The 12,057-nt window shown below is 66.3% G+C and carries 9 protein-coding genes; 2 read left to right on the top strand and 7 right to left on the bottom strand.

The annotated features are described in order from the left end of the window. Positions 1-12 precede the first annotated feature (12 nt). From I4484_RS15830 to doeA, 7 genes are all read right to left on the bottom strand, one after another. The gene (locus tag I4484_RS15830) at positions 13-2,790 is read right to left on the bottom strand and encodes an aminotransferase class I/II-fold pyridoxal phosphate-dependent enzyme (protein WP_197448197.1); all 2,778 of its coding nucleotides are present in this window, start codon (positions 2,788-2,790) and stop codon (positions 13-15) included. Positions 2,791-2,857: 67 nt separating this feature from the next. Then, positions 2,858-3,841, bottom strand: a complete 984-nt coding sequence (locus I4484_RS15835) for a C45 family autoproteolytic acyltransferase/hydolase (RefSeq protein ID WP_197448198.1) — start codon at positions 3,839-3,841, stop codon at positions 2,858-2,860. Positions 3,842-3,882: 41 nt separating this feature from the next. After that, positions 3,883-5,355 (bottom strand): biotin carboxylase, encoded by a 1,473-nt coding sequence (locus I4484_RS15840; protein ID WP_197448199.1) that lies wholly within the window; start codon positions 5,353-5,355, stop codon positions 3,883-3,885. Between the two features lie 137 nt (positions 5,356-5,492). Further along, a complete protein-coding gene (locus tag I4484_RS15845) occupies positions 5,493-6,362 on the bottom strand; it encodes a carbon-nitrogen hydrolase family protein (protein WP_197448200.1) in 870 nt (289 codons plus the stop codon). A 195-nt stretch (positions 6,363-6,557) separates the two neighbouring features. Beyond that, a complete protein-coding gene (locus I4484_RS15850; RefSeq protein WP_197448201.1) occupies positions 6,558-7,037 on the bottom strand; it encodes an Lrp/AsnC family transcriptional regulator in 480 nt (159 codons plus the stop codon). A 19-nt stretch (positions 7,038-7,056) separates the two neighbouring features. After that, positions 7,057-8,070, bottom strand: coding sequence for a N(2)-acetyl-L-2,4-diaminobutanoate deacetylase DoeB (gene doeB / locus I4484_RS15855; RefSeq protein WP_197448202.1), 1,014 nt, complete (start codon positions 8,068-8,070; stop codon positions 7,057-7,059). Positions 8,071-8,241: 171 nt separating this feature from the next. Then, positions 8,242-9,441, bottom strand: a complete 1,200-nt coding sequence (gene doeA, locus I4484_RS15860) for an ectoine hydrolase DoeA (RefSeq protein ID WP_197448203.1) — start codon at positions 9,439-9,441, stop codon at positions 8,242-8,244. Positions 9,442-9,649: 208 nt separating this feature from the next. On the opposite strand from doeA, the gene I4484_RS15865 reads away from it, so the two are divergent. Then, complete coding sequence (locus I4484_RS15865) at positions 9,650-11,056, top strand: PLP-dependent aminotransferase family protein (RefSeq protein ID WP_197448204.1); 1,407 nt, start codon at positions 9,650-9,652, stop codon at positions 11,054-11,056. Positions 11,057-11,071: 15 nt separating this feature from the next. Further along, positions 11,072-12,007 (top strand): glyoxylate/hydroxypyruvate reductase A, encoded by a 936-nt coding sequence (locus I4484_RS15870; protein ID WP_197448205.1) that lies wholly within the window; start codon positions 11,072-11,074, stop codon positions 12,005-12,007. The last annotated feature ends 50 nt before the right edge of the window (positions 12,008-12,057 follow it).

A 12,057-nucleotide genomic window follows, 5' to 3' on the forward strand; every position in this document is an offset into this window, starting at 1 on the left:
TGCGCCGGGCGTTCAGGTTTCCGGCGGCGCGGCCAGCGCCTCCTCGGTGAACACGATCAGGCCCAGCTCCGGCCGGTAACCGTGGATCTCCTTGACGTCGAGCGCCTGCAGGAAGTGGAGGATCTCCTCGCTGATGACCTGCCCCGGCACCAGTACCGGGAAGCCCGGCGGGTAGGGGATCACGAAGCTGGCCGAGACCACGTCCCGGCCCGCTCGCATCTCGGCCTGGAGCTCGCCGTTGTCGAAGCGCAGGTACTCGGTATTCTCCTCGTCGTAGCTCAGGAAATAGGCACGACGGATGTCGCCCTGGGGCGTCTCGGGGCACTGGCGGAAGGCGTCGTGGAAGCGGCTGAAATCAGGCAGCGGCGGCAGCTCACGGGTCAGCGAATGCACCCGGCGCTCGATGATCTTGCGCTCGGGACGGCTGCTCTCCTCCCAACGGTACTCGAACTCCTTGGCCAGCTTGATCAGCACGTCGAGCAGGTAGGCGATGGAGCCGCGGGTGGTGCCGATGTTGGTCATGAACAGCACGGTGTTGCGCGAGGTCTTGTTGATCTGGATGCCGTACTTGTTCATCAGGTATTCGTTCTTGAAGGCGTCGCCGTCGACCCCGGTGTGGCCGATGGCGATGGTCACCCGGGTCGGGTCGACGACGAACTCGTCCCGCGCCCAGGCCTCCTCCATCTGGTTCCAGCCGGTCACCGGGTCGTAGTAGGACTCGACCCCCGACTCGCGGTACTCGGCGGGCACCATGTCGCTGTTCTTGAGCACGCGGAAGTATTTCTGCAGCAGCGGATGGGTGTAGAGCTGCTCGCGCAGCGACAGCGCCGCCTCCACCTGGGCGTGGACCAGCTCGAAGCCCTCCATCTCCGCCTGCATGCGCCCCACGTCGAGCGAGGCGAGGATCTGGTAGTTGGGCGAGGTGGAGGTGTGGGTCATGTAGGCCTCGTGGAACGGGGCCTCCACGCGCTGGCGGAACTCCTGGTCATAGACGTGGATCATCGAGCCCTGGCGCAGCGAGGTCAGGGTCTTGTGGGTGGAGTGGGTGGCGTAGGCGCGGATGCGCACCGCCTCGGGGTCGGGCATCAGCCGGCGGTCGAGCCAGGTGGCATCGTCGTCGGGGTCGAGCGCGTCGAACTCCGCCTTCCATGCCGCGTACTCCTCGCGGTAGGCCTCGCTGCGGTAGCGGTCGCACAGGGTGCGCGCGGCGTGCATGGCGGTGCGCGGCCGGTAGGTGGGGTTGAAGGTGGCGAAGGCGAACCACGCCTCGTCCCACAGGAACACCAGGTCGGGCTTGATCGCCAGGCACTCCTCCATCACCCGGCGCACGTTGTAGACCACGCCGTCGAAGGTGCAGTTGGTCAGCAGCAGCATCTTGACCCGGTGGAGTTCGCCGGCGCGCTTGTAGGCCAGCAGGGTCTCCTTGATCTCGCGCAGCGGCACCGCACCATACATCGAGTAGTCGTTGAGCGGGTAGGAGTCCAGGTAGCTGACGTGGGCACCGGCCAGCACCATGCCGTAGTGGTGCGACTTGTGGCAGTCGCGGTCGATCAGCACGATGTCTCGCGGCTTGACCAGCGCCTGCACCACGATCTTGTTGGCCGTCGAGGTGCCGTTGGTGACGAAGTAGCTCTGGCGCGCACCGAAAGCCCGGGCGGCATACTCCTGGGCCTTCTTGATCGGCCCGTAGGGCTGCAGCAGCGAGTCGAGCCCGCCCGAGGTCGCCGAGGTCTCGGCGAGGAAGATGTTGATGCCGTAGAAGTCGATCATGTGCCCCGCCCAGTGCGAGCGGGTCACCGACTTGCCGCGCGAGATGGGCATGGCGTGGAACACCCCGGTGGGCTTCTTGCTGTATTCGCGCAGGGCATCGAAGAACGGCGTGCGGTAGCGGCTATCGATGGCACGCAGGATGGTATGGTGCTGCTCGATGTAGTCGGTTTCGCGATAGAAGATGCGGTTGAAGTGCCGGATGTCGCGGCTCGCCGTGGCCTCGACGTCGCCGCTGGTGACCAGGAACTGGTCGATCTCGGGGCGCAGCTCGTGAATCATTGAGCTGAGCAGGATGCTGCGCTCTGCCTCGGTCTGGTATTCCAGCTCCTTCTCCGACAAGCCCTCGAGGTAGTTGCGCAGGGCGCTGAGGTTGTACTTCGACTTGTAGGGAAACTCGTAGCGGATCAGGCAGGCCTGGATGTTGGGGTTGACCAGCACGGCGATCAACGCATCCTCGAAGCTGCGCACCGTCACCACGTCGTAGACGAAACGGTCCTCGGGCCGGCGCAGGCTGTGGAACGCCTCGCGCACCACCTCTTCCTCCTGGGCCGAGAGGTTGTCGACGATCAGCAGCTCGAAATAGGGCTGCGCGGAGCTGTTGGAGGCCGGGTGGCCGTGGCGCAGCTGCGCCAGGGCATCGAGGGTCTCGAGATCCTCGGCGCCGGCATCGGTCTCGGAGAGGTCGACGTGGCGCCGCCGGTAGGACTCGCTGATCAGCGCCCGCACCAGCCGCTTGACCACCTTCTCCAGCAGCACGTACTCCTCGCGATCGAACAGCGACCAGAGGTGACGAAAATCCTCCTTGGAGGGGAAGGCGTGGTAGTCCTCGATGATCTCGAGCCGCGTCATCTTGACGTCGATCGCCTTGATCAGGTTGCGCGCCCGGCCCTCATCGTCGAGCCGCACCAGTTGCCCGAGGTCGCGCTTGAGCGCGTTCCAGGTGTCGGCGCGAAGCTGGGAGATCTTGTGGTAGAAGCCCAGCGCGGTATAGGGCGTTTCGGTATGGCTGCTCTCGTGCATGGCGACACCCTTCCCATCGTTGTTCGTTATTTTCTCGAGCGGCGACGGTGCTCGCCGCTCACACCGGCTATCGGGGGCCGTAACGGACCCTCAACTGCTGTTCGGGAAAATGCTCGAAGGCCAGCTCGAGGGTCTGCCCCGGCCAGCGGTAGTTCACCCGCCCCGTCGCCGGCCAGTAGGCCGCGGTGTAGATGGTGCCGAGCCCGCGCGCATAGTCGCGGCGGAACAGCGGCGGCGCGGCGAAGGCCTCGAGCAGGCGCCCTTCGGTGGTGGCCGGGTCGTCGACCAGGATCGACAGCTGGCGCTCGCGGATCAGCGTCTCCGAGGCCAGCGCATGGGCATACCACTCGATCTTCTTCTGGTGGTTGGTGGCCACCGGCACCCGGCGGATGCTGGCCCGACGATCGGGGGCAATCATCGCCGTGACATAGCGCCCGGCGGCATCGGTCAGGGTGATGTTGTAGGCCATGTGGCTGGGCACCCGGGCCAGCACCTCGGCGGCCTGGGGCACGCTGTCGCAGAATTCCAGCAGGTAACGCAGGATGATCGGGGCACCGAAGCCCTCGCCCACCGCCTTGCGCCCGCCGAAGGCCAGCGACACGGCAAGGCCCTGCTCGTTCATGCCGTCCAGCACGCCCCACAGACAGTCGGTCATGGCGATCACGCCTCGCCCGTTCCAGCGGGTATAGAGGACGGTGCCCTCGCACAGCTCCGGCGGGTAGTCGTAGTTGCGCGCCAGCAGGGGGGCACCGGGGCGTGCCAGCACCGCCTGGGAGCAGCCGGTAATGTAGGCCGGCGGCTGGTAGAGGCTGAGAAAGCGCGCCGCCAGATCGCCACCCCCGGCCAGCTCGCATAGCGCCCGGTAGGTATCGAGCAGCTCCGGCATGTGCCGGCGCAGGGCGTTGTAGCAGCTCAGGTAGGCCGGCCGCTCACGCTCGCCCTCGGCCAGGTACCAGGCCTCGTAGGCCGGCCAGTGGTAATCGAACAGCGACCGCCACTTGGCCCCGGGGACCGCCTCGTGCAGGGTCCGGAATACCAGCGTCTTCTCCATCTCTAGCCGCCGCGCCTCATGCTGCCCTTCGCCCCCGGCGTTCACAGGATCTTGAAATTGCCGCCGCCGATGGCGTGGGTCACGGCGACCTCCTCGACCACCGGGTCCTGCAGCGGCTGGCCGGCGTACTCGCCGCGGATGCCCTCGATCCAGGCCTTGGCCCGCTCGGTCAGTTGGAAGTCGTCGTCCATCAGGCGCCCGCGTGTGATCAGGATGCCGAGATCGGCACCCTCGTAGCGGAAGTCGCCCGGCCCGCTGATACGCAGGAAGAACGCCTCGCGCTCGTTCTCGGCGGCATGGGGGTGGTAGCTGTAATGGTCGTAGGCGATGCGGTTGTCCTCGCCCAGGGTCCACACGCCGGTGCGGGGCGCGCGGGTCAGCAGGTCGACGCTCTCGTCGGTGTGCTTGATCACCAGTTGGCTCCAGCTGTCGACGCTATCGGGGTGCGACCAGCGCTCGTTGATCTCCTCGATGTCGAGATCGAAGTCGACCTCGGAGAACTCCAGCAGGTGGAACAGGAACAGCGGGATGTCGGAGTGGGCGAAGGCCGCCACGTTGGTCAACGAACTGGCCCCGGTGACGCGAGGGTTGAGCTCGCCCAGGTAGACCTCGCCGCTGTCCATGTCGATCAGGAAATCGAGTTCGAAGTAGCCGCGGTAGCCCTCCTCGCGCAGCGCCTCGCCGAACTTGAAGGTGTATTCGCGGGCCTTGTCGCGGACCTCCTGGCTGAAGGCGCCGGCGAACATCTCGTTGCCGCACCAGCCGCCCTTGTAGGGGGTCAGCGACTTGAAGCCGACCAGCTCGGTCATCAGCGGGCCGACCACGGTGCCGCAGCGGGTGGCGCAGGCCTCGATGGCCGAGCCACGGCAGTTGATGCGCTTCATGATCTTGACCTCGGGTTCGGCCTCGATCTCCTCGGCGTGCTTGTAGTAGTCCTCTTCGCTGGCGATGAAGAAGGTGGTGTGGCCGGAATCGCCGTAGGCGGTCTGCACCACCAGGTCGTCGCCCAGCTCGCGGCTGACCTCGAGCAGCTCGCGGTAGCTGCCAACCTTGGCCAGCACGTTGGGCACGCTGGGTACCCCGGCCTTGTTGCCGATCCGCACCGTCTCGATCTTGTTGTCCATGCGCGAGCGCAGCGCCGCCGGCGGGAACGCCACGCGCAGCCCGAGCTGGCGGCAGATCTCCTCGGTATGCTCGTCGAACATCAGGAACGCGGCCACCCCGGCATTCTCGCCAGCGGCTCGCGACTGGATGAAATCGATCACCTCCTTGTGCTCGAGCAGGTAGTTGTTGATGTCCTCGATGCTCTCGAAGTCGCGCGGAAACTTCTCCTTGGGCACGAAGACGTTGCGCTGCTGGCCGTCGAAGCAGTCGATGTAGTTGATATGGCGGAAGTTGCCCACCCAGTCACCGATGCCGAGCAGGTTGAAGTTGGTGGCGGAGATGAAGTAGACCGGCTCCTTGTTGTTGCGGAAATGGCGACGCACATCGGCAATGCTGGTGATCTTGTTCATTGTTGTCGCTCCATCGATGGCGGAAGGGGTGGCAGCGGCGCGTCTCGGGCGGGCCGCTGCCGGAAGGGAGTCCCCGGGCCGGAAGAAGCGTTGCATCAAGCCGATCAGGAACTCCCGCATGACGATCTCCTTGGCGGTCAATACTCTTCGATATCGGTGCGCTGCGGCTTGGCCAGCGGCCCCAGGCTGGCCAGAAACGGTGAGGGGCCGTGCTCGAAGCGATAGACCGAGAAGTCCACCTGGCGGTCGCGGAAGCTCTTGAGCGGCTGCCCCAGGCCGCGCAGGCCGGTCTCGCGCTCGCGGCGCACACGGTTGAAATCCACTTCGATGGGCATGATCTCTTCGCCCGATCCGGCCTGGTGAATGACGTCACCCGAAGGCCCCACGACGATCGAGCGGCCGTTGCCGATGGCCCCCGCGCCGTTGATGTCGAAGAAGTAGCACTGGTTGACCGCGGCGTTGGTGCGGGCGATGGAGAGCTCGATGTCGCGGTCGATGGTATCGGTCATGGTCGGGTGGAGGATCACCTCGGCGCCCATCGCGGCGAGCGTCCGGGTGGTCTCGGGAAACCACATGTCGTAGCAGATCGACACGCCGAAGCGGCCGACGTTGGGTACGTCGAAGAGGACGAACTCGCTGCCGCTCTCCACGCCCGCCTCGTAGGGGCGGAAGGGGAACATCTTGCGGTAGCGCGCCACCACCTGGCCGCTTGGGTCGATTACCGACAGGGTGTTGAAGATACCGTGCTCGGTGCGCTCGAACATCGAGCCGGGAATCAGCCAGATGCGGTACTGCTCGGCAAGCTGGCAGAAGAATTGCTCGACGTGGCTCGGCAGCGGGTGGGCATGGTGCGGCGAGGCACCCAGCGGCATCAGCTCGCTGAACAGGACCATCTGCACCTGGGGGAAGCGGCTCATCAGCACATCGACCCGGTGGCGCATGGCCTCGGTATTGTCGCCGTGATGCGGGGCCTGCATCTGCACCCCGGCGATGGTGAAGTAGGACATGGGCATCTCTCTGCGTCAGGCGATCACGTCTCAGGGCGCTATCCATCTCGTCCGGCACCGCGATGACATGCCGGAAAGATCGCCCGGCCTGGTGAGCTCCCGCTCACCTTCGCCTTTAGCTTATGCCATGGAGGCCGTCGGGGCATCAACGTTGAGTTCTCGTTGGCCGCCGCGCCGCGTCCGCCGTCCGGGCCTTCAGCTGCGGAGGAAATCACCCGGCTCCAGGCCATGAGCGGGGCGCTTGACCGTCTTGGTCACGATGTAGGTGAAGTAGCGTTCGATGCCGGCGTCGGAGGTCAGCCAGTCGTCGATCAGGCGCTGGTAGGCGTCCACGGAATCGGCCTCGACCTTCAGCAGGTAGTCGACCCCGCCGCCCACCGCCACGCACTCGGTGACCTCGGGGGTGTCGTGCACCAGCGCCTCGAAGCAGGCGAAGCTCTCGGCGTTGTGCTGCTTGAGCTCGATCTGTACCCAGACCGGCGTGCGCTTGACCAGCGCATGAGGGTTGATACGGGCACTGTAGCCCTCGATGATGCCGGCTTTCTCCAGGCGCCGCACCCGTTCCCAGCAGGGGCTGACCGAGAGGTTGATCGCCTCGGCCAGCCTCGACTTGGTGATGCGCCCGTCGCGGGACAGGATCTCGAGTATCTTCAGGTCATAGCGATCGAGTTTCATGGTTCTCTCTATGTCAGGCTCAACCCAGTGAGTCGACCACCTCGGCGATCACCGCGATGGTGTCGCCCATGTTGACCAGCGCCGGGAAGCGCCGCGCGGCGAGAATGCCGTCGCGGCCCGCAAGGTACTCTACCGGCGCACTGCCGCTGCGGGTCATGTCGTAGACCCGGGCGATGACCTGCCCCTTTTCCACCTTGTCGCCCAGCGCCAGGGTCAGCTCGAGCAGGCCAGTATGCTCGCTCTGCACGTAACAGCTGGCATCGGGCATGTCGAGGTAGACCTGGGGCTCGGCGGGCATCTCCACCACGCCTTCGACGAGGCCGAAATGGATCAGGAAGTTACGCACGCCGCGTTCGGTGATGGCCAGGCTCTCGGGCGTCGAGGTGCCGCCGCCGCCCAGCTCGGTGGCGACGAAGACCTTGCCCTGGCTCTCCACCGCGGTATCGAACAGCGCCGCGGCGTCGAGCTCGAACATCATCATGGCATAGGGCGCGCCGAACGCCTTGGCCCCCTCGAGCGCCTGGCGCTGCTGCTCGGGGTCGTCCAGCACGTGGGAGGCGCCGAAGGGAATGATGTCCAGGGTGCGCCCGCCGGAGTGGAGATCGAGCACCACGTCGCACATCGGTGTCATGACCCGGGTGAAGTAGTCGGCGATCTTCTCGGTCACCGAGCCGTCGGGGTCGCCGGGAAAACTGCGGTTGAGGTTGCCGCCATCCATCGGCGAGGTGCGCTTGCCGGCCATGGCCGCCGGCATGTTCATCATCGGCACGATGATCACGCGCCCGCGCACGTCCTCGGCGCGCAGCTCGCTGGTGAGCTTCATCAACGCAGTGATGCCCTCGTACTCATCGCCATGGTTGCCGCCGGTGAGCAGCGCCGTGGGGCCCTCGCCGTTCTTGACCACGGTGACCGGAATCATCACCGCCCCCCAGGCGGATTCATCGGTCGAGACCGGCAGCTTGAGGAAGCCGTGCTGGACGCCGTCGGCGTCGAAGTCCACGGTGGCGCTGATCGGGCTGGGTCGTTTGGTCATGTTCCTGGAACTCCTTGTACTATGGGCAACTGCTCGGGGCTATTCCGGCAACAAACCTGCGAGAAGGCGCTGTGAATACTTCCCTGTACGCTACTTTTGCCTTCCCTGGCAAAAGACCTCCTCTTCGGCTTGTCCCCGGCGCCCCTCGCTACAGCAGTTGTCGCTTGTTACTCATCGCACAAACAGCTGGCGCGGGAAGCTGGCCAGCGATTCGCAGCCGGTGTCGGTAATCAAAATGCTCTCGGTGATCTCGAGCCCCCACTCGTCCTGCCACATGCCCGGCATGAAGTGGAAAGTCATACCGGGTTCCAGGATGGTCTCGTCGGAAGGGCGCAGGCTCATGGTGCGTTCGCCCCAGTCGGGCGGGTAGCTGATGCCGATGGGATAGCCGCAGCGGGCACCGCCACGGTCGAAACCGTACTTGTCCATCGCCGCACCCAGCGCCATGGCGATGTCGGCGGTGCGATTGCCGGGCTTGGCCACGGCCAGGCCGTTCTCGATGCCCTCGAGCAGCGCCGATTCGGCGCGCACGAACTCCGACGGCGGTCGGCCGAGGAAGACGGTGCGCGACATCGGCGCGTGGTAGCGCTTGTAGACACCGGCGATCTCGAAGAAGGTGCCCTCGCCCTCGCGAAACGGGGTGTCGTCCCAGGTCAGGTGCGGCGCGGCGGCGTCCTTGCCGGTGGGCAGCATCGGTACGATAGCGGGATAGTCGCCGCCGTGAACCCGGCCCTGCGGATCGACCCAACCCTCGATGCCCACCCGATAGATTTCCGACACCAGCTTGCTCTTGGGCAGCCCCGGCTCGATCACCTCGAGGATGCGAGAGTGCATGCCCTCGACGATCTTGCCGGCGATGCGCATGTAGGCGATCTCCTGGGGCGACTTGATCGCGCGGCACCAGTTGACCAGCGAGTTGGCATCCATGAAGCGCGCGTGGGGCAGCTCGCGCAGCAGGCTCTGGTAGGCCTTGGCCGAAAAGTAGTAGTTGTCCATTTCCAGCCCCACCACCCCCTCGTGCCAGCCGCGGTCGGGCATGATCGACTGGGCCAGGTAGTCCATCGGATGCATGTCCGGGTTCTGGACGTAGTAGTCGGGGTAGTAGGTGATGTTGTCGGGATCGATCCAGCAGGTGCGCAGCGCCCCGTTGGCATCCATGCGCCGCCCGTACCACACCGGCTCGCCTTCCAGCCCCACCAGCACGCACTGGTGCACGTAGAACGACCAGCCATCGTAGCCGGTCAGCCAGGCCATGTTGGAGGGATCGCTGATGACCAGCACGTCGATTCCGCGGCTGGCCATTTCGGCCCGCACCTTCCATAGCCGGCTGGCATATTCCTCACGAGTGAAGGACAGGGATACCTGAGTCATTGGGCACTCGCCATTGCATCACCAAGAGCCAGCCACCTTCGCGAGGAGAGGAGCCGGGCCAGAGGGTAGTCGGCCTTCGGTCGGAAAAGGACCGGCGCCTGAAATTGTCATGAAGCTATCCAGCCAAAAGCATGACAATCACAAGCCAATGCCGCTAAGCTGATAGTAGCACTCCCCCTTGGCAGGCGGTCAAAGGCTTTATTGAATCATGACAATTGATCTGACTCCGTACCTGACGGATACGGGGCCCAAGTATCTCGCCATCGCGCGCGCACTGTCGGAAGCGGTGCGCCAGGGCGAACTGGTGCCCGGCACGCGGTTGCCGCCCCATCGCCAGCTCGCCGAGAGCCTGGGGGTCAGCGTGCAGACCGTGTCGCGGGCCTATGCCCAGGCCGAGAAGATGGGGCTGGTGCAGGCCCGGGTCGGCAGCGGCACCTGGATCAACGCGCTGGACGATGCCCGCGAATCGGCCTACCTGCGCGGCCACGAGGCACGCCAGGAAAATCCGCTCATCGACCTGTCGATCGCCCATCCCGTGTGTACCCCGAGCCATCACCTGCGCTTCCGCCAGGCCCTGGCGGAGCTGGCCGAACAGGCCAGCCCCGAGGTGATCACCGCCTGCCGGCCCATCGCCGGACTCGTCCACCAGCGCGAGCGCGCCAGCACCTGGCTGCAGTCCCGCCTGCACGTACCCGGCGAGATGGACGATCGCATCCTCTGCAACGGTGCCGCCCACGGCCTGATGTTGGCGATCTCGAGCGTGGTCCAGCACGGCGACCTGGTGCTGACCGAGGCGCTGACCGATCACGGCCTGATCGCCCTGTCACGCACCCTGGGCTTTCAATTGCGCGGCATCGCCATCGACGCCGAGGGTATCGTCCCCGAAGCCCTCGAACTGGCCTGCCAGCGCTTCAAGCCACGCGCGCTCTACCTGACCCCGACCCAGCTCAATCCCACCGGAGCGACGATGAGCGAGGCACGCCGCGACGCCGTGGCCGAGGTCCTGGCACGCCATCGGGTATGGCTGATCGAGGACGACGTGCACGCCCTGCTGGAGGCGCCGGGCTTCACCCCGGTCGCGGCACGTATCCCGCAGTTGAGCTTTCACGTCACCAGCCTGACCAAGGTGACCGTGCCGGGCCTGCGCGCCGGCTATCTCACCGTGCCTCGCGGCCAGCTGCACCACGTGCTGCCACGCATGCGCGCCACTACCTGGATGGCCACCTCGCTGGTGTTCGAGATCGCCGACCGCTGGCTGGCCGACGGCACCGTCGAGGCAATGGCCGCCGAACAGCGCAGCCTGCTCGGTGAGCGTCAGCAGCTTACCCACCGGCTGCTGGGGCACCACGCGCTGGAGTCGCGCCCGACCAGCCTGCACGTGTGGATCTCGCTGCCCGATGCCTGGCGCGCCGAGGAGCTGCAGCAGCAGGCCGAACAGGAGGGGCTGGCCATCACCACTGCGGTACCGTTCATGGTGGAACAGACGCCGCCGCCGCGGCGCATCCGCGTGAGTCTCGGGGCCGAACAGGACATCGCCCGCCTCGAGGAGGGGCTCAAGCGCCTGGGCCTGCTGCTCGACGAAGCGCCGCCGCCCATGATGCAGATCGTCTACTGAACGAAAGGAGCCGTTATGCGCATACTGCTGCACATCGACGACATCGAGGCCTGGCGCGACGCCCTGGCCCAACGCCTGCCCGAAGCCGAGATCGTCACCGCCGAAGATCCCCCCGAGCGGCGTCGCGACGCCGACTATCTGGCGGTGTGGAAACCATCGCAAGCACTGCTCGCCGAACAGACCCGCGCCAAGGGCATCATCAACCTGGGGGCCGGCGTCGATGCCCTGCTGAACAATCCCGGCCGCCCCGAGGGCGTGCCCATCGTCAAGCTGCGCGATGCCGGCATGGCCGAGCTGATCGGCGACTACGTGCGCTACGGCGTGCTCCACTTCCAGCGCGATTTCGACCGCTACCGCCGCCAGCAGGCCCGCTGCGAATGGCGAGAACACACCGTCACCGACAAGGGCGACTGGCCGGTGGGCGTGCTGGGCCTCGGTGCCATCGGCGCCAAGGTGGCCGCCATGGTCGCCGCCGACGGGTTCCCCGTGCACGGCTGGAGTCGCTCGCCCAAGTCGCTCGACGGCATCACCTGTCACCACGGCGATGCCGGCCTTGCCGAATTGCTCGGCCAGGTGCGCACCCTGGTGCTGCTGCTGCCGGGTACGAATTCGACCCGTCATATCATCGATGCCGAGGCGCTCGCCAAGCTGCCCGCGGGCGCCAGCCTGATCAACCCCGGCCGCGGCAGCCTGATCGACCGGGCGGCGCTGCTCGAGGCACTGGGCGAAGGGGAGCGGGAAGGCCGGCTGCGCGGTGCCATTCTCGATGCCTTCCCCGAGGAACCGCTGCCCGCCGACAGCCCGCTGTGGACACACCCGCGCATCTGGGTGACACCGCACATGGCCGGTCCCACGCCGCTGGTCGAGGCCGTCGACCAGGTGGTCGAGGCGATTCGCGCCTTCGAGGCCGGCGAAGCGCTCGAGACCGTCGACCCCGAGGCGGGCTACTGAGGCCGGTGGCAACCCCAGCGGCGGGCAGCCCCGCCGCTCTCCCCTCGCCA

This window comes from Halomonas sp. SS10-MC5, from assembly GCF_015992245.1.
GTDB lineage: Bacteria > Pseudomonadota > Gammaproteobacteria > Pseudomonadales > Halomonadaceae > Halomonas > Halomonas sulfidoxydans.

What these genes read in the sequence shown, in the direction of transcription:
- I4484_RS15865 (WP_197448204.1), top strand. Translation starts at nt 9,650, where the DNA reads ATGACAATTGATCTGACTCCGTACCTGACGGATACGGGGCCCAAGTAT.
- doeA (WP_197448203.1), bottom strand. Translation starts at nt 9,441, where the DNA reads ATGACTCAGGTATCCCTGTCCTTCACTCGTGAGGAATATGCCAGCCGG.
- I4484_RS15870 (WP_197448205.1), top strand. Translation starts at nt 11,072, where the DNA reads ATGCGCATACTGCTGCACATCGACGACATCGAGGCCTGGCGCGACGCC.
- I4484_RS15830 (WP_197448197.1), bottom strand. Translation starts at nt 2,790, where the DNA reads ATGCACGAGAGCAGCCATACCGAAACGCCCTATACCGCGCTGGGCTTC.
- I4484_RS15840 (WP_197448199.1), bottom strand. Translation starts at nt 5,355, where the DNA reads ATGAACAAGATCACCAGCATTGCCGATGTGCGTCGCCATTTCCGCAAC.
- I4484_RS15850 (WP_197448201.1), bottom strand. Translation starts at nt 7,037, where the DNA reads ATGAAACTCGATCGCTATGACCTGAAGATACTCGAGATCCTGTCCCGC.
- I4484_RS15845 (WP_197448200.1), bottom strand. Translation starts at nt 6,362, where the DNA reads ATGTCCTACTTCACCATCGCCGGGGTGCAGATGCAGGCCCCGCATCAC.
- I4484_RS15835 (WP_197448198.1), bottom strand. Translation starts at nt 3,841, where the DNA reads ATGGAGAAGACGCTGGTATTCCGGACCCTGCACGAGGCGGTCCCCGGG.
- doeB (WP_197448202.1), bottom strand. Translation starts at nt 8,070, where the DNA reads ATGACCAAACGACCCAGCCCGATCAGCGCCACCGTGGACTTCGACGCC.